The organism is Microbacterium sp. LRZ72, from assembly GCF_033792225.1.
Lineage (GTDB): Bacteria > Actinomycetota > Actinomycetes > Actinomycetales > Microbacteriaceae > Microbacterium.
In genome coordinates this window covers 93759-111117 of sequence record NZ_JANGEX010000004.1, presented here as the reverse complement: position 1 = coordinate 111117, position 17359 = coordinate 93759, and the positions used below count along the sequence as shown (strand labels likewise).

Below are 17359 nucleotides of genomic sequence, written 5' to 3'. Positions count from 1 at the left end.
CGCGACGGCCGCGTATTCTCGCGGGCCCCGGCCAGTGGCCACCGCCGCGAGACTGAATTGTCGACGCGGCCGGCCCGGACACCCGGCGGCGAGGACTCTCCGGCGGTGGACTCAGTCGAGGAAGATGTCGGGATACAGGGCCTCGTCCGGGGTTCCCGGCACGGCGGCGTAGCGGGCGAAGTCCGTCACCCCCGCCTCCGTCAGCACATCCTCGACGATGAGCGACCGTCCCGTGCTTGACCGGGCGGGCCGGGTGACCACCTCGTATGCCGCGTCGGCGTAGATCTCGGGGGTGCGGCTCGCCGCCATGACCCGATCGCCGCCCAGCAGATTCTGCACCGCGGCGGTCGCGATCGTCGTCCGCGGCCACAGCGTGTGGGCCGCGATGCCGGCGTCGGCCAGTTCGGCGGCGAGGCCCAGCGTCGCCATCGTCATGCCGTATTTGGCGAGGGTGTAGCCCGTGTGGGCGCCGAGCCAGCGGGGTGTGATGTTCAGCGGCGGCGAGAGCGAGAGGATGTGAGGGTTCTCGCTCTCGCGCAGGATCGGCACGGCGGTGCGGCTGAGCATGAACGTGCCACGCACGTTGACGTCCTGCATCAGGTCGTATTTCTTCGCCGTCAGCTCCTGCGAGCCCGAGAGGTCGACGACGCTGGCGTTGTTGACGACGATGTCGATGCCGCCGAACTCGCCCTGGGTCTTCAGCACCGCCTCGGTGATGGCATCGTCGTCGCGCACGTCGCCCACGATCGGCAGCGCGCGTCCGCCGGCCGCCTCGATCTGCTCCGCCGCCGTGTGCACCGTCCCCTCCAGGCGCGGATGCGGGGAGTCGGTCTTGGCGAGCAGGGCGATGTTCGCGCCGTCGCGGGCCGCGCGCAGCGCGATCGCGAGGCCGATGCCGCGACTGCCGCCCGACATCAGGATCGTGCGGCCGGCGAGGGAGCGGGTGGCGGCCGGGGAATCAGCCGGGGCGGAGCCGTCGTGCGTCATGGGGCGTCCTTTCGTGCGGATGAGCGGACGAACGCGGCGATGCGCGCCCTGGCGTCGGGGGTGTCGAACGCGGCGCCGATCGTGCGGGCCTCCTCGTCGAGCTGCTGCGCCAGTGTGCGTTCGCGCTCGCTGCGCACGAGGCGCTTCGCCTCGCCGTACGCGTCGGTGGCCCCCTCGAGCCACCCGCGGGCGACGGCCTCGGCGCGGCTCGCCACCTCGCCCGGGTCGACGACCTCGGCCACGAGTCCCCACTCGCGCGCCTCTTCGGCGGTGAGCAGGCGATCGCCCAGCAGCAGCTGGAGCGCGCGGCGCTCGCCGACGGCGCGGGCCAGCTGCGCCGAGACCGACAGATCGGGCGTCAGACCCACGTTCGCGTATCGGCTGCCCAGGCGGGAGTCCACGCCGACGATCGCGTAGTCCGACGCGAGGAGGATTCCGAGACCGCCGCCGACGGTCGTGCCGTGCGCGGCTGCCACCACGGGCACGCGCGAGCGCAGCAGCGCCCGGATCCCGGCATGGATGTGGCGGGCCAGGCCAGCGACCTCGCGCCCGGAGCGCACCGTCTCCGACATCGCCACGACGTCTCCCCCCGCGCAGAACGCGGGCCCGGTGCCCTCGATGAGGATCGCCCCGACATCCTCGCTGTGGGAGGCATCGACGCACACGAGCTCCCAGGCGTGCGCCATGGCCTCGTCGAACGCGTTCAGCCGCTCGGGACGATTGAGGGTGATCCGGGCGAGCCCGTCGTGGATGTTCAGCAGGATCGGGTCGCTCATGACAGCTCCTCGCGGCCAGTGGTCGAATGGCGAGTCGCCGGCCTCATCGCGGCGCCATCCGGATCGCTCCGTCGAGTCGGATGGTCTCGCCGTTGAGGTAGGTGTTCGCGACGATGTGCGCGATGAGCGCCGCGTACTCATCGGCGCGCCCGGGCCGCGAGGGGTGCGGCACCTGGTCGCCGAGCGAACGCTGCGCGGCCTCCGGCAGCCCCGCGAGCATCGGGGTCTGCATGATGCCCGGCGCGATCGTCATGACCCGGATGCCGTGGCGCGCCAGCTCGCGGGCGAGCGGCAGGGTCATCGCATGCACTCCCCCCTTGCTTGCCGCATAGGCGGGCTGGCCGACCTGGCCGTCGAACGCCGCGACGCTTGCGGTGTTCACGATGACGCCCCGGTCGCCGGAGGCTGAAGGCTCGTTGGCCGCCATCGCGGCGGCGGCGTGCGCGGTGACGGTGTAGCTGCCGAGCAGGTTGACGCGCACGACCCGTTCGAAGTCCTCGATCGGCGTCGGCGAACCGTCGCGGTCGAGCAGCTTCGCGGGCGGGGCGATGCCGGCGCAGTTGACGGCGACCCGCAGCGGGGCCTGCGCGGCGGCCTGCGCCACGGCGGCGCGCACCTGCTCGTCGCTCGTGACATCGACCGGCACGAAGATCCCGCCGACCTCGGCCGCGACCTCGGCGCCGGACGACGAGGGCAGATCGAGCACGGTCACGACCGCCCCGTCGGCGGCCAGTCGTCGTGCCGTGGCGAGGCCGAGCCCGCTGGCCCCACCGGCCACCAGGGCGCCGGTCCTGTCGGCGTGCATGCGGTTCTCCCTCGAACGTGACTCGTCGGCGGCACACGCGGTGCGACGCACCGCAGCATCCCGACCCAGGGTACGCGCACGATGCCGCACCGTCCCGTCCTGCCCCATCCCGTCCTGCCCCGTCCCGTCCTGCCCGTCCCGTCCTGTCCCGTCCTGTCCCGTCCTGTCCCGCCCCGTCCTGCCCCGGGGAGGTGCCCGGGTCAGGAAGGACCGAGGATGAGGTTCCACGAGCCGGTCAGCAGCGCGGCCGTGACGGCGCAGGCCGAGATCGCCGCACCCGCGGCGAGCAGCCACCACTCGCCGGCGCCCCAGGGCGAGACCCGGGCCCAGGTGCGTGGTCCGGGCGCCCCGAACCCGCGCGCTTCCATCGCGGTGGCGAGCTTGGTGCCCCGCCGGATCGCCAGCACGAACAGCGCGAAGGCCATGCCGATGCCGCGCCGCAGCCGACCGGCGTCGGCGACGCCTCGCGCCCGGCGGGCCAGCGCCAGCGCCCGCCAGTCGTCGACGAGCAGGCCGAGCAGCCGCATGCCGGCCAGGGCCCCGAGCACGAACCGGGCCGGCAGCCGCACGCGCTGCGCGAGCCCGTCGGCCAGGTCCGTGGGGTCGACCGAGATGAACAGCACCACGCCGGGCAGAGCGATCGCGAGGATGCGGAACAGGGTCGCCAGCGCCAGGTCGAGCGACCCCTCGCTGACCCGCACGAACAGCCATTCCACGTAGACATCCCCGGATGCCGCGCCGTACAGCGCGATCGTGAGCGCCGTCAGGGGCGCGGCGATCCACACCGGTGCGGTGCGGAGCCAGAACTCCCGCCACCCGACGCCGGCGAGCACGAACAGCACGGTCTCGAGCACGAGGGCCGTCAGCGCCGAGACCACGTCGATCGTCAGCACGAGCGGGAAGGCGATCAGCAGCGCCGCCCCGAGCTTGGCCACCGGATTGACCGTGGCGACGGGACCCCGCCGCGCCCGGGGGCGGTCGAGCGCCTGGATGCTCACGAGGCACCGCCGGCGGGTGCAAGCGCGTAAGGCCGCGCGTGCAGGGCCGCGAGCACGTCCGCGTCGTGGGTGATCACGACGACGGCGGCACCGTCGTCGCGCACGTCGGCGATCAGCGCGACCATCTCTCGCCAGGTCACGGCATCCTGCCCGAACGTCGGTTCGTCCAGGACGAGCACGCGCGGTCGTGTGGCGAGCATCGCCCCCACCGTGAGCCGGCGTTTCTCACCGCCCGAGAGGGTGTACGGATTGGCATCGGCCACGTGGTCCAGACGCAGGCGGGCGAGCAGATCGTCCACGCGTGCCGTCACGGCCACCTCGTCGTGGCCGAGCGCCCGCGGGCCCACCTCGAGCTCGCGGCGCACCGTCGTAGCCAGCAGCTGGTGTTCGGGGTCCTGCAGCACGGTGCCGATGCGCGTCAGCAGCTGACGCGACGACCACCGCGTGGGCTGCCCCTTCGCGCCCGCGGCAAGAGCGGGCGAAGCGACGACCGCTCCGGCCTCGGGCCGCAGCAGCCCCGCGAGAGTGAGCCCCAGGGTCGATTTTCCCGCCCCGTTCGCGCCGGTGATCGCGAGAACCTCCCCCTCCCGCACCTCCAGATCGAGGGGGCCGGCGATCGGCCGACCGCGCGAGCGCGACACCTGAAGCCGGTCGGCGCGCACGAGGGCGCCGCCGGGCGATCGCACGGGCGGTGCGGGGTGCCGTGGCGGGAAATCCGGCACCCACACACCGCCCGCGGCCAGGGAGCGCCCGTGCTCGCCCAGCACCTGGGCGGGCGACCCGTCGGCGAGGACACCACCGCCCCCCAGGACGATGACGCGATCGACGAGCGGCAGCCACACATCGAGGCGATGCTCGACGACGACGAGCGTGGCCCCCGTCGTCTCAAGGACCTCGGCGACCGCGTCGCGCACCTCCGCCGTACCCGCCGGGTCGAGGTTCGCTGTCGGCTCGTCCAGCAGCAGCAGGCCGGGACGCATCGCCACTGCCGCGGCGAGCGCCAGGCGCTGCTTCTGCCCGCCCGACAGTGCGGATGTCGGGTGGGCGAGCGGCACGTCGAGCCCTACGGCGCGCACCGACTCGCGCACCCGCGAGGCGATCTCGTCCCGCGGCACGCCCAGGTTCTCGCACCCGAAGGCGACATCGTCACCCACGCGCGCCATGACGGCCTGGCTGTCGGGATCCTGCAGCACCATCCCCGCACGACCGCGCACGTCGCCCGGTTCACGACCGTCGATGGTCAGGATGCCGGTGGACTCGCCCTCGTCGTCGCCGCCGAGCACGCCGGCGAGGGCATGCAGCAGCGTCGATTTTCCGGAGCCGGAGGCACCCAGCAGCAGCACGCGCTCGCCGGGCTCGATGCGCAGCGTCGCCCCGGCGACGGCCCATGCCCGCCGGGAGGCGTAGCGCCACCCCCAGCCGGAGGCGACGACGCCCGCCGGCGTCGTGCGGGTGCCGCCGTCGGCGCGACGGATGCCGGGCATCTCAGACGCGACGACTGACCTCGCGCCCCGCGGCGAATCGGCCCAGGGCACCAGTGGCAGCGAGTCCCCGTGCGATCAGCCACGCTCCCAGTCCGGCGATGATCGCGCCCGAGACGGTGGTGGCGCAGATGTAGACGACGGTGAACAGGGCATCGGCGCCGGCGTACCAGAGGATGCGGTCGTTGATACCGGCGGCGAGTCCGGCTCCGGCACCGGCCAGGATCGCGACGGGGAGCCGCCAGATCGCGTAGGCGAACAGCAGGAAGACGAGCTCGGCCCCGAGTCCCTGCACGATGCCCGAGACGATCGTCAGCGGGCCCCACTGATTGCCCACGAGCGCCGAGATGACGGCCGCGAGCACTTCGGTGTAGAGCGCGGCGCCGGGCTTGCGGATGATCAGCGCGCCCAGCACGCCGGCGATCAGCCAGGGGCCGGTGAGCAGGCCCTGCAGGCCGGGGAGCAGGGGCGTGAGCAGCGCGCTCGGGCCCTCGTACCCGATGTTCCAGACCAGGAAGAGCGCCGCGCATGCGACGCCGATGACGCTGGCGACGACGATGTCGACGACGCGCCACCGCCAGGTGATGGCAGCGAAACCGCGACGCTCACGCGTGGGATTCGGGGTGTGGACAGACGTGTTCATTGAATCTCCTTCCTGCGCTGGCATGACCCAGATCAGGTTCGACGGTCGAAGCGTGGTTCGCTTCCTCTCAGCCCGGCATACCGGACTCCCGTGTGGACACGACGAGTATAGCGGCAGGGGACGGATAGGTTAGGCGTGTGACCTCGAGCGACCCCCCTCCCGAGCACGCACTGACCCGTCGCGCCCTGCGCGACGGGTCGTCCTCGCCCGGCACGGACACGGGAGCGGGCGTCGCGCTGGCCGAACGCAGCCCCGATGTCCTGGAGCGCGAGGACGGCTCCTCCTCCAGGGGCGGGCGCGCTCTCGCCTGGGTCTCGGAGGACTCCGTCGGCCGGCTGACCGAGACGCAGCCGCCGGAACCCGCGCGCCCGCTCGTCGAGCGGTGGCCCCGGCGCTCGCCGTGGCGCCCCGGGGTGCTCCTGCCGATAGCGACGACGACCGCGGTGATCGCGGCCTACGTGGTGACGATGCTGCTCTGGCCCCTGGCATCCGTCGCCCCCACGGTCGAGACGTTCGCGGTCGAGAGCGCCGCGGCGCCGGCCAGCGATCCGGCCTGGCCCGAGGCGGGTGCGGCTGCCGCAGCCGCGACGGGACTCGGACCCACGGTGTCGAGTTCGGATGCGGTCGTTCCGATGGCGAGCATCACCAAGCTCGTGACGGCACTCGTCGTGCTCGACGAGCTTCCCCTGGACGAGGGTGAGACCGGGCCCTCGTTCTCGTTCGACGCCGCCGAACGCCAGTCCTACTGGGACTATCTCGCCGCCGGGGAGTCTGCACTGCCCTTTCCCGAGACCGCGTCGCTGACGCAGGTGCAGCTGATGCAGGGCATGCTCGTGGGCTCCGCCGGCAACTACGCCGACTACCTGGCGGGCCTGGTCTACCCGACCGAGGAGGCATACGCACTGGCGGCCACCCAGTGGCTGACGACGCACGGTCTCGTCGACATCGAGGTCGTCGACCCCTCGGGAATCAGCCCCGCGAACACCGCGACCCCAGCCGCCGCCGTGTCGCTCGGCCAGCGCGCGCTGGCCGAGCCCGTGATCGCCGAGATCGTCGCCGCGGCCGAGGTGCAGCTGCCGGAGGTGGGCACCGTGGAGAACACGAACATCCTGCTCGACGAACCCGGCGTCGTCGGGGTGAAGACCGGGTCACTGTTCGAGGACTACAACCTCCTGGCCGCGCAGGAGGTCGCCGTCGGCGACACCGTCGTGCAGACGGTGGTCGCGGTGCTCGGCCAACCGGACTCGGAGAGTCGTTTCGATGCCGCGCGCGCCGTGCTGGCCGAGCTCTCGACCCAGGTGCAGCCGACGGTCGCGGTGCCTGCCGGCACGGTGGTGGGCCGGATCAGCACCCGGTGGGGTGCGCCGGTGGATGTCGTGACCGGCGAGGATGCGTCGGTGGTGCTGTGGAACGGGGGCACCGCATCCGCCACGCCCACCGTCGCCCTGCAGGATGAGCGAGACGAGGGCGACACAGCGGGTTCGCTGCGTGTGGCAGGTCCGGCCGACAGCGCTCAGGTGGACGCGGTGCTCGCCGAGCCCGTCGCCGATCCTTCGCCGTGGTGGCGGCTGACGCACCCGCTCGAGCTGCTGGGGCTCGCGGGCTGAACGCGATCAGTCCTTTGGCTTCCGTGGCTTCAACGCCGGTACCTCGAGGGTTGGAATCGCGCGGATGAGAAACTTGTCGAAGTGGGGGACCGTGAACGCGGCGTAGCCATGCTCAGGGGTATAGAGCAGCCCCATGTTGATAAGCTCCGCCCGCGTGGGGCCGAGGTTCTGAGAAGTGCGCCCCATGACGTCTGCCACGTCCGAGGCCTTCTGCGGTTCGGAGCCGAGTCCTGCCATCGCGCGAAGGTAGGCGCGTTGCATCTCGGTTGCACGGTCGAGTCGGACGCGAAAGAACGACTCGTCGAGCTTGGCTTCGTACCCCGGGCCGGCGGTCACGATGTCGGCGCGGGAGATGACGGGGCCATCCGCCACCGTCCAGACGACATAGCCCAGCTCTTGGAGGAAGTAGGGGTATCCCCCGGTCACATCCAAAGCCGCGGTAAGCGCATCAGCGTCGTATGCGACGCCCTCGTCCGCAGCCGGTTTGGTCAACGCTGCCTTGGCGTCCTCCTCTAACAGGTTGCCGATTGACGGCAACTTGAACAGTCGCTCCGCGTACGACTTCGCGTCACCGGCAAGCTCCGCGATCTGCGGCAACCCAGCACCGACAAGGGTCACCGGGAGCTTCCGCTGCACCATCTTGTGCAGCGCCTCGATTGTGGCCTCGAGCTGCTGCTTGCTGAGGAACTGGACCTCATCCAGGAGCAGCACCACCCCCCGCTCCTTCTCCTGAGCGGCCTCGCCAAGCGCGACGAACACATCCGTCACATCGAGAGCGAGGTTCGCGTGGTCAGCGAAACCCTCCGCTGCGTCAACGTCCAGTCCCGCTGACCACGTTCCGGATGCGTCGAAGCTGACGGTGAAGGATCGCAGGACCGCCGCGGCATGCTTGAAGGCATCCGTCCACCGTGCCTTCGGGGAAAGCTCGAACAGCGCCGTTCGCAGTTTCGCTGCAAGAGCGCTGCGGAAGTGCGTCTCGTCGTTCTTGCTCACCTCAAGCTCGACCACAACCCAGTCCCGCTTGAGGGCCTTCGCGCGGAACTGCCCGAGCAGCACGGTCTTGCCGACGCCACGCAGCCCGGTGATGATCATCGATTGCTCTGTGCGGCCCCGCTCGATACGCGCGAGGAGAAGGTCGAATGAGCCGAGTTGGTCGTCACGACCGACCACCGCCTGCGGTTCAGCACCAGCATTGGGCGTGTATGGGTTGGTGAGCGCTTGCACACTACGATGTTATTGGTTTTAGGGTGTTTTATTGAAAATGAATAAAACTGCTATAAATCCCTAACACTGCGTTCTCACGAGCAACCCCTCCCACTGCGTCACGCTCTCTCGACAGCCACGGCCGACGCCGGTCGCACCACCTCACTCACCCACCACGCCGCGAGCGCCACGACGAGCACGACGATCACGTCGCTGACCTCGAGCGGCCTCCAGAGCCACAGCCAGAGCACGGCGAGAGCCGCGATTCCGGCCCGCACGACGACCCGCTGACTATCGACCCAGCGACCGAAGGAGCCCGTGTCGACCCCGCGTGAGACGAGCGCCCCGCGCACCGGATCGGTGAGCGCACGCCCCGTCCTTCGCACCGCGACGGCACCCCGCGAGCGTCCCTGGGTCCAGGCGAGCACCGCGACCACCAGACCGATGACCGTGATCACGACGGCGGTCTGCCGCATCGAGGCGATCACCTGCTCGTAGATCGCCGCCAGCGCGGGCCCGGGCACTCCGGCCTCGGCGGCGGCGAGGCCGATGACCGTACCGCCCACGGCGAGTCCGAGGGCGAGGGTCGCCCCGCCGAAGAACACGGCGGCTCCGGCGCCGATGAGCGCCGATGTGCGACGCCGGGCGACGAGCACACCCGCACCGAGCAGGGCGAGCGCGAGGAACGGCAGCCACCAGCCGACGGTCACAGCGAGGCCATAGACGGTCCGCACGGTCACCAGGGTGTCGCTCTGCGCGAGCTCGATCGTCGTGTCGACCTCGGGGATCATCGCGGCGAAGCCCACGCCGCGCTGCTGCAGGCCGTCCTTCACCTCGGCGATGATCGGCGCGAGCTGCAGGCCGATCGTGCCGTCGTCGCCGATCACGACGGCACCCTCATCGCCGCCCGTGGCCGCGGCGACGAGTCCGCGGTGGCTGGCCTGCAACGCTGCCGCCCACGCGTCTGAGAAGACGTCCGACACCACCACCCGCGTGACGGCCTCGGTGATGATGCTCTCGACGCCCTGCACGGCGGGTTCGCGCAGCAGGTCGAGCGCGGTCAGTGCCCGCGGTGGCAGATCCAAGGTCTCGAGGCCGTCGAAGAGGTCGTTCGTCACGGCGTCGATGTCGAGCTGCTCGCGGATAGCGCCGGTGGCCTCGTCGATCACGAGGGACTGCACGGCCGGGTCATCGACGAGCGGTGCGAACGTCGCGACGAAGCGATCGGTATCGACGAGCTCCGCCCGCACCCACGAGCCCGCGATCGACACGGGGACCATGACGGCCGCCAGGATGAGGCACACCGCCGAGACGAAGGCGCGCCATCCGTCGCGCCGCGACCGGCGTGGCGGGCCGGAGCCGTCATCACCCGGCGACGAGGCCGCACGTTCGGCGAGGCGGGCGTTCTCGGCTTCGAGTGCGGCGATGCGTTCGCGCAGGACCTCTGTGTCGTCGGGGGCGGGCGGCTGGGGGGATGCGCTCATGCGGCCAATGATGGCCGAGCGCGCCCCGCACCGCCACTCGCACCTCCCCGCTGCCGCACGCACCCCGCGGGTCACCAGGAAATGTCCCCTCACCCCCGCGCAGACAGCATCCTGTGGCGACCGGCGGGAAGGGCGGGAGAGGACCACGCGATGCCGGGGCCGGGTGCCGGCCTCAGACGAAGCGCACGACCTGCTGCAGCCGGCTGCGCACGTCGAAGAGCTCGTTGCCGCCGACGTCGCGTGCTCCCCCGATGCCCCGGCGCAGCACCGACGAGAGCGCGGAGCGAGTGCAGATCACCACGGGATGACCCTTCACCTTGCCGACCTCGACGATCGTCTGCTCGAGGTCCTCGTCGGGCAGCACCACGATGGCTCCACCGAACCGCACGCCGGCCAGGCGTCCGACCGTGCGCATCCGGCGCACGAGCGACGCGATCGGCGTGCCGTCCACCCCGTCGCCGACGATCTCGCCGCGACGCACGCCGACGGGGCCGCCGAAGTCCTCCGACAGCACCGCGTAGAGCCCGCTCGGCCCCAGCACGATGTGGTCGAGCTTCGCGTCCGCCGTCTCGCCCGGCTTGCCCGCGGCCACGTCGTGCCAGATCGTGAACCCCATCCCGAGCTCGGCGACGGTCATCGCCGTGTCCTCCTCGGCGAGCGCATCGGCGAGCAGGCGGCGGATCTCGTGCGGGGCGCGCCGCACGAGCGCGGGGTCGTAGGGGTCGTCCAGGTCGGCGCCGCGGCCGACCCACTCCCGCATCAGCGTCAGGTAGCGCTCACGGCGCCAACCGCCCGGGTGGCCGTGCACGCGCGCCTTCGGCCTCGTGTCGGGGGCGGATGCCGGGCGCCACGACGCGGCGCCGGGTGCGGCGGGAGCGGAAGCCGCGAAACCGTGGCCCCGGTCGTAGTCGGCGCGTGCCTGCGGGGTGCCGACGAGATCCCAGGCGCGCTGGACGCGCACGAAAGCGGCCGCGCTGCCCCCGGTGTCGGGGTGGCTCGAGCGCAGCTTGGAGCGATAGGCCCGGCGCAGCGACTCCTCGTCGGCATCGGGGGCGACGCCGAGCACCTCGTACGCCGAAGCCGAAAGCGGACTGTCGAACATCCGCCTCCCCTTCTTCGTTGCGCGACGCGGGCGCAGTCCAGGCTATCCCGGCTGCGGACTATCGGCGCTGGTTGCGGCGGGCATAGGCAGCAGCGCTGCGGCTCGACAGCGCCAGCAGGAGCAGGATGTCGAGCCCGAGGGTGAGCAGCGTCGTGGTCAGATGGATCTCCTGGCCGCCGAGCCACCACTGCGTGAAGCCGATCGTGATCGAGAACGTCGAGACCAGCATGACGATCACTCGCGGCCAGTTGAAGCCCAGATAGATCAGCACGGCGAATGCGGCATCCACGACGATGACCAGGCCGTACCCGATGATGATCAGGATGAGGGCGATCTGGGTCGACTCCGCGTCGAGCTCGATCCCGTCCTCGTCGAGCTCCCCGACGATCTCGGGCCAGCTCGCCGCCAGGGCGATGAGCCAGGCGATGCCTGCGAGTGCCCGCAGCGCGACGAGCGCCGCGCCCGCCTTGGTCGCGGCGGGCCGCGCCATCTGCGGGTCGTGACCGACGGGTGAGACCAGGCCGATCGGCGACTCGAACGCCGGGCGCTTTCCGGGATCCGTCACGCCGGCACCTCCACACCCGGCGGGACCGCCGCGGCGGGCACATGCACGGTGCGCACGTCGACGATCGGCAGATCGCCGTCGGTGCGGATGCTGTCGCCGCCGCCATTGCGGGCGTGGTACCCGGTCGAGAAGTCCTCGATGATCCGCACGGCGATCTCGGGATCGGCACGCGTGAGGGTCGCGACGATGTGGTCGCGCTCGATGTCGGTGTCGGCGTCGATGCGGTGCGTCACCTGCAGGGTGAACAGCGACAGCCCCACGGCGGTGTCGAACGTGCCGGCCGCGAGCCAGTCCACGCGGATGCCGCCGGGCAGCATCCATCCTTCCGGGCAGCGCCAGAAGCGCACATGATGGCGCTTGGCCGGGTTGCCGTCGACCTCTTGCTGGTACGCGACGTCCTGCTGGCGGGAGAAGAGGAACAGCGGACTCACCGGGGCCTCCTGATAGCTGCGCCGCCGCAGCGTCGATGTCACGATGCGCCACGACGAGGCGAACGTGACCTCGTGCGCGCGGGTCCAGCCGGCCCGCCGCATCGCCTCGTCGATCTGCTCCCCCTCGCCCAGGAAGGCGAGGTTCACGGGGTCGCCGAGCAGGCCGTCGCTCGTCCGCGCCCGGCCGATGAAGTAGTCGGGCACGTAGATCGTCGTGAGGATGCGGTGCAGCCGCGGCAGCACGAGGTAGGCCAGGATCACCCAGAACACGATCCCGACGAGGATGCCCCACCACCCGACCTGAAACGACTCGGTCAGGCTGAGGTAGGCCAGCCAGATCGCGGCGGCCCCCGCGAAGACGAAGAAGAACCAGTCGAGCGCGAGCCCCAGCGAATACCCCCGCCGCGGCGGACGCGGCGCATCGGACCCCTCCATGAGGCTCACTCTAGAGCGATCCGCGCGCGGAGCCCGGTCGCCGGGACGGCGGGTCCATCACCACGACGAGACTCTCACCACAGCGGGAGGGCCGGTACGAACGCCATCGCCTGCGCGCCGGCGTCGGAGGCGACATCACCGATGCGGGGCGGGTTCCACCGGGGCGAGCGGTCCTTGTCGACCAGCAGCGCGCGCACCCCCTCGGGCAGATCCGGCTGCGTCGCGGCGAACCACATCATGATCGCGTACTCCTGCTCGAGCACGGCTCGCAGGTGGGGCAGCCGTCGGGCCGAGCGCACCGCGTCGAGCGCGACGGCGAGCGCCGTCGGCGACATGAGCGCCAGCTCATCGGCAGCGGCGCCGGCTTGCGGTTCGGGCCGCGCCCGCAGACGCTCGATGATCTGCGCGAGGGTCGGTGCGGAGAAGCAGTCGTCGATCCACGGCCGCGCCCGGGCGAGCGCCGCCTCATCCGGGGTCTCGTCGAACAGCATCATCAGCTCGGCGGCGCCCGCCGGATCGGCACGCGTCTCGAGCGCGTCGAGCACGTCGGGCAGACGCTCGGAGGGCACGAGGTGGTCGGCGAACCCGGCGTGGATGGCGTCGGCGGCATCCATCGTCGCGCCGGTCAGCGCGAGGTACTCGCCCAGTCGGCCGGGCGCGCGGGCGAGCAGACGGGTGCCGCCGACGTCCGGGGACATGCCGATGCGCGTCTCGGGCATCGCGAGCCGCGAGCGCTCGGTGACGACGCGCACCGATGCGTGTCCGGCCAGACCGATGCCGCCCCCCATCGTGACGCCGTCCGCGAACGCGACGATCGGCTTCGGATAGCCGGCGATGAGGGCGTTGAGCGCATACTCGGCGCGGAAGAAGTCGGCGACCTGCTCGAGCCTGCCCGCGGCGATCAGCTGCACCACGCCGCGCACGTCGCCCCCCGCGCACAGCCCGCGTTCGCCCGCGCCGTCGATCAGCACGCGCTCGACGTCGGGGTCGTCGCGCCATCGATCGAGCGCATCGGTGAGGGCGCCCACCATGGCGCGGTCGAGCGCGTTGATGGCGCGCGGCCGGTCGAGCGTGAGCCGGCCGAGGCCGCGTGCGCTGCGGATGCGGACGCCTTCATGGCCGTCGACGTGGTTCGACACCCTCGCACGCTACCGCCCTCAGGCGGCGGCCTGGACGAACGCCGCGAACGCGGAATGCGCGATCAGCGGCCGTTTTCCGGCAGGATGAGAGGGCAAGGTCCGCGAACGAGAGGTTGGGCATGCCCTCAGGAGAGGTGCTGGAGTTCTCCGGCGTCACCAAGAGTTTCGGCGCCGTATCGGCCGTGACCGATTTCTCCGCGCGGGTCGAGCCGGGTGTCGTGACGGGCTTCCTGGGCCCGAACGGCGCCGGCAAGACGACCACGATGCGGATCCTGCTCGGTCTGGTTCGTGCATCGTCGGGAGCGGCGCGCATCGGAGGAAAGCACTACGCCGACCTCGAATCGCCCCTGCGCAGCGTGGGTGCGGCGCTCGAGGCCGCCAGCTTCCACCCGGGCCGCACCGCCGCGTCCCACCTCAAGATCTATGCCGACGCAGCGCGGCTGCCGCGCACGCGCATCGACGAGACGCTGGATGCCGTCGGCCTCAGCGACGTCGCCGGGCGCAAGGTCGGCGGGTTCTCGCTGGGCATGCGCCAGCGACTCGGTCTGGCTTTCGCCCTGCTCGGCGACCCCGGGGTGCTCGTGCTCGACGAGCCGGCCAACGGCCTCGACCCCGAGGGGATCATCTGGATGCGCGGGCTGCTGCGCACGCTCGCGCGGCAGGGGCGCACCGTCTTCGTCTCTTCTCATCTGCTCTCAGAGGTGCAGCAGACGGCGGAACGGCTGCTGATCATCTCGCACGGCCGCCTCGTGTTCGACGGCGGGGTCGATGAGCTCGCCGACCCGGCCGACCAGTCGGTCGTCGTCGACGCCCCCGACCGCGCCGCCCTCGCGGCGGCCCTCACCGCGGCGGGGTGGGACACCGAAGTGCTGCGCTCGGGACTGACCATCCGCGGCGGCGACCCTGCCGAGGTGGGTCGCGTGGCTCTCGAGGCCGGGGTGCCGCTGTCGAGCCTGCACCGGCGGGGACCGTCGCTCGAAGAGGTCTTCCTCGACCTGGTCAATGGCGTGCGCACGCATGCCTCGGCATCCGTATCCCCTGCCGACGGCGCCCCGGTCGCCGCGGTGACCGAGCCCGAGCACGACACACCGCCCGACACCGACGCCGACGCCGACGCCGACGCCGACACCGACGCCGACGAGAGAGCGTCGGATGCCGTGGCCGAGCCTGTGGCCGACGGGGCCACCGAATCCGCCGCGCCCCCGGTGCAGACCTCGGACGACGAGGACCTCGACGACATGCTGCCGAGCGAGGATCCCGACATCGAGATCCTCGCGATGCCCGACGAGCCGGCCGAGCAGGGCGCCGCCGCAGCCGACGCGACGGAGCCCGACGAACGCGAGCCCGACGAACGCGAGCCCGACGAACGAGAGCCGGACGAGGCCGGACCGGAGACGGCATCCGCGCAGCCGCAGCCGCAGCCGGAGCCGGAATCGGAATCGGAATCGGAAGAGCACGGAGGTTTCTCCGTCGCCTCCACGGGCGTCATCGAGATCGTGCCGCCCGCATCCGACACCGATGATGCCGACGACGACGAAGGGCAGAACCGATGAGCCTCCTCGCCGCGACCCGCTCCGAAGGCACCAAGCTGTTCTCCACGGCAGGATGGTGGATCCTGGCGCTGGTGCTCGTCGTCTACGTCGGGAGCACCGCCGGAGGAATGGCCGCCATCTTCGGCGCCTCCGCATCCGGCTCGCTGCCCGGAGCGACCGACGCGCAGGTGCCGAGCGAGGGCCTCGCACCCGTGCTGTACAGCCTGGCCGGGTCGTTCGGATATGTGTTCCCGCTGCTGATCGGCACGCTCATGGTGACGACGGAGTTCCGGCATCAGACACTCACTCCGACCTTCCTGACCGTGCCCCGTCGCGGCACCGTCGTGTGGGGCAAGGTGCTGATGGGCCTGCTCGCCGGCGCCCTGTTCGGCGTGGTCGCCGTGGTCTCGGCGGTCGGGCCGGCCGCGGGGGTGCTCGCCGCCTTCGGCCTCGACACCACACTCGGCACCGGCGACACCTGGGCGCTGATCGGACGCACGGTGCTGGCACTGACCCTCTGGGCGCTCGTCGGCATCGGCGTGGGCACGCTCGTGCGCAATCAGGTCGTCGCCGTCGTCGTGGTGCTCGCGTTCACGCAGTTCCTCGAGCCGCTGCTGCGGCTGGCAGCGAGCTTCGTCGACGGGCTCGCCGAAGCGGCGCGCTTTCTGCCCGGTGCGGCCAGCGATGCCCTCGTCGGCACGAGCATCTATGACGTGATGGGCGCCGGCGGCACGGAACCGCTCGTCTGGTGGGGCGGAGGGCTGGTCCTCGTCGCGTACGCGCTGGTGCTGCTCCTGATCGGCTACATCACGACCTGGACTCGCGACGTCACCTGAGCGACGCGCAGGTCACGCGGGCGGAGGGACGTCAGCGACGTCCTCGGGCTGTGCCGCACCCTCGAGCCGGAGCGCGTGCAGCAGCTGGCGACCGTGACGGGTGGTCACGAGCAGCCGGTGGAACTCGTCGTGACCGTCGAGTTCGATGATCACGCTCGGTCGGCGCTTGCGGACGACCGCGAAGTCGTCGCCGGCGCCCGTGGACCACGTGCCCATCGCGATGACGCCGGGCACCGTGGTGCCCGGGCTCGGAACACCGCGCAGCCAGATCCAGATGTCGTCGGTGAGCATGGCCTTGGCGATGTGCTCGCGCGCCACGTGAACGTTTCCGCGGCGACGGGTGAGCAGCCGTTCGACGGGCGAGAGCGCAACCTCGAGCCGGTCCGAATCGAGCAGCAGGGTCACCATGCTCCCAGTCTGCCGTACTCGCCCTCGGCGTCGTGGCCGCTTTCGCTCACAGACGCGCAACGATCCTCCGACCTCGCGCCGAGCGCCGTCCCGCCCTGAGCGTAGAGTCGGGGGATGCTGCAGATCTGGGCCCTCGACGGCATCCGCGAGATCGAGCCCGGTCACGATCTGGTCGCCGAGGTCGTGCGGGTGACGGCCGCTGATGCGCACCGTCTGCGCGATGGCGACATCCTGGTGGTGACCTCGAAGATCGTCTCGAAGGCCGAGGGACGCGTCGTCGCCGCGGACGACCGCGAGGCCGCCATCACCGCCGAGACGGTGCGTCTCGTCGCCTCGCGCACCGACGGCGCCCACACGACCCGCATCGTGGAGAACCACCTGGGCATCGTGCAGGCCGCCGCCGGCGTCGACGCCAGCAACACACCGGCGGGGACCGTGCTGCTGCTCCCCCGCGACCCGGATGCCTCGGCGCGCGCGCTCGCGGCGGGGCTGCGGGCGCGACTCGGTGCGCGGATCGGCGTGCTCATCTCCGACACGCTCGGACGCGCCTGGCGCGAGGGCCAGACCGACAGCGCGATCGGCGCGGCCGGCGTGCGCGTCTTCGAAGATCTGCGCGGCGGGGTCGACGCGCACGGGCGCCCGCTCGTGGCGACGCTGCCCTGCGTCGCCGATGAACTCGCCGCCGCCGGTGACCTGGTCAAGGGCAAGGCCTCGGGCCGTCCCGTCGCCGTCGTGCGCGGGCGGCCGGACCTGGTCGGCGACCTCGATCTGCCGGGGGCGCGCTCGATCGTGCGTCCCCCCGAGAAGGACATGTTCCGTCAGGGGGCCGCCGAGGCCTACGCCGAGGGTCTCGCCGCCGCCCATGCCGGCGAGTCCCTCGGTGTTTCCCCGGCATGACGTTTCTGTGTCACCTGCGCACCGACCGTG

17 protein-coding genes and 1 riboswitch are annotated in these 17359 nt (G+C 71.7%); of the genes, 4 read left to right on the top strand and 13 right to left on the bottom strand.

What is annotated here, in order from left to right:
- Window positions 1-111: 111 nt before the first annotated feature.
- The 6 genes from M4I32_RS06470 to M4I32_RS06445 all read right to left on the bottom strand — a co-directional run bounded on the left by M4I32_RS06470 (window position 112) and on the right by M4I32_RS06445 (window position 5690).
- A complete protein-coding gene (locus M4I32_RS06470; protein WP_319033659.1) occupies window positions 112-987 on the bottom strand; it encodes an NAD(P)-dependent oxidoreductase in 876 nt (291 codons plus the stop codon).
- The gene (locus tag M4I32_RS06465; RefSeq protein ID WP_319033658.1) at window positions 984-1763 is read right to left on the bottom strand and encodes an enoyl-CoA hydratase/isomerase family protein; all 780 of its coding nucleotides are present in this window, start codon (window positions 1761-1763) and stop codon (window positions 984-986) included. Before M4I32_RS06465 ends, M4I32_RS06470 begins: the two co-directional genes overlap by 4 nt.
- Before the next feature lie 43 nt (window positions 1764-1806).
- Window positions 1807-2568: an SDR family NAD(P)-dependent oxidoreductase gene (locus M4I32_RS06460; RefSeq protein WP_319033657.1), complete on the bottom strand. Its 762-nt coding sequence runs from the start codon at window positions 2566-2568 to the stop codon at window positions 1807-1809.
- A 200-nt stretch (window positions 2569-2768) separates the two neighbouring features.
- A complete protein-coding gene (locus tag M4I32_RS06455; protein ID WP_319033656.1) occupies window positions 2769-3566 on the bottom strand; it encodes an energy-coupling factor transporter transmembrane component T in 798 nt (265 codons plus the stop codon).
- Window positions 3563-5050 (bottom strand): ABC transporter ATP-binding protein, encoded by a 1488-nt coding sequence (locus tag M4I32_RS06450; RefSeq protein WP_319033655.1) that lies wholly within the window; start codon window positions 5048-5050, stop codon window positions 3563-3565. Before M4I32_RS06450 ends, M4I32_RS06455 begins: the two co-directional genes overlap by 4 nt.
- 1 nt (window position 5051) lies before the next feature.
- Complete coding sequence (locus M4I32_RS06445; protein ID WP_319033654.1) at window positions 5052-5690, bottom strand: ECF transporter S component; 639 nt, start codon at window positions 5688-5690, stop codon at window positions 5052-5054.
- A riboswitch (TPP riboswitch) is annotated at window positions 5683-5792 on the bottom strand. Its footprint overlaps the gene before it by 8 nt.
- A 35-nt stretch (window positions 5793-5827) precedes the next feature.
- On the opposite strand from M4I32_RS06445, the gene M4I32_RS06440 reads away from it, so the two are divergent.
- On the top strand, window positions 5828-7297 hold the full coding sequence (locus M4I32_RS06440; RefSeq protein ID WP_319033653.1) for a D-alanyl-D-alanine carboxypeptidase: 1470 nt from the start codon (window positions 5828-5830) through the stop codon (window positions 7295-7297).
- A 6-nt stretch (window positions 7298-7303) separates the two neighbouring features.
- Here the strand turns inward: M4I32_RS06440 and M4I32_RS06435 are convergent, their stop codons facing one another.
- From M4I32_RS06435 to M4I32_RS06410, 6 genes are all read right to left on the bottom strand, one after another.
- Window positions 7304-8521 carry an ATP-binding protein gene (locus M4I32_RS06435; protein ID WP_319033652.1) on the bottom strand — a complete coding sequence of 406 codons (1218 nt, stop codon included), beginning with the start codon at window positions 8519-8521 and terminating at the stop codon, window positions 7304-7306.
- Window positions 8522-8619: 98 nt separating this feature from the next.
- The gene (locus tag M4I32_RS06430) at window positions 8620-9984 is read right to left on the bottom strand and encodes a hypothetical protein (RefSeq protein ID WP_319033651.1); all 1365 of its coding nucleotides are present in this window, start codon (window positions 9982-9984) and stop codon (window positions 8620-8622) included.
- Between the two features lie 172 nt (window positions 9985-10156).
- Window positions 10157-11086, bottom strand: coding sequence for a J domain-containing protein (locus M4I32_RS06425; RefSeq protein ID WP_319033650.1), 930 nt, complete (start codon window positions 11084-11086; stop codon window positions 10157-10159).
- 58 nt (window positions 11087-11144) lie between these two features.
- Complete coding sequence (locus tag M4I32_RS06420) at window positions 11145-11651, bottom strand: hypothetical protein (protein ID WP_319033649.1); 507 nt, start codon at window positions 11649-11651, stop codon at window positions 11145-11147.
- Window positions 11648-12517 (bottom strand): LssY C-terminal domain-containing protein, encoded by an 870-nt coding sequence (locus tag M4I32_RS06415; protein WP_319033648.1) that lies wholly within the window; start codon window positions 12515-12517, stop codon window positions 11648-11650. Before M4I32_RS06415 ends, M4I32_RS06420 begins: the two co-directional genes overlap by 4 nt.
- A gap of 74 nt (window positions 12518-12591) precedes the next feature.
- Window positions 12592-13656 carry an enoyl-CoA hydratase/isomerase family protein gene (locus tag M4I32_RS06410; protein ID WP_319033647.1) on the bottom strand — a complete coding sequence of 355 codons (1065 nt, stop codon included), beginning with the start codon at window positions 13654-13656 and terminating at the stop codon, window positions 12592-12594.
- A gap of 119 nt (window positions 13657-13775) precedes the next feature.
- Here M4I32_RS06410 and M4I32_RS06405 point away from each other — a divergent pair, with 119 nt between their 5' ends.
- Entirely contained in the window at window positions 13776-15209 is a 1434-nt protein-coding gene (locus tag M4I32_RS06405; RefSeq protein ID WP_319033646.1) for an ATP-binding cassette domain-containing protein, read from the top strand.
- Window positions 15206-16024: an ABC transporter permease gene (locus M4I32_RS06400; RefSeq protein WP_319033645.1), complete on the top strand. Its 819-nt coding sequence runs from the start codon at window positions 15206-15208 to the stop codon at window positions 16022-16024. The genes M4I32_RS06405 and M4I32_RS06400 overlap by 4 nt, the downstream gene beginning before the upstream one ends.
- Before the next feature lie 12 nt (window positions 16025-16036).
- Here M4I32_RS06400 and M4I32_RS06395 read toward each other — a convergent pair whose 3' ends face one another.
- Entirely contained in the window at window positions 16037-16432 is a 396-nt protein-coding gene (locus M4I32_RS06395) for a hypothetical protein (protein WP_319033644.1), read from the bottom strand.
- 114 nt (window positions 16433-16546) lie between these two features.
- Here M4I32_RS06395 and cofE point away from each other — a divergent pair, with 114 nt between their 5' ends.
- A complete protein-coding gene (cofE, locus tag M4I32_RS06390) occupies window positions 16547-17329 on the top strand; it encodes a coenzyme F420-0:L-glutamate ligase (protein WP_319033643.1) in 783 nt (260 codons plus the stop codon).
- Window positions 17330-17359: the final 30 nt, after the last annotated feature.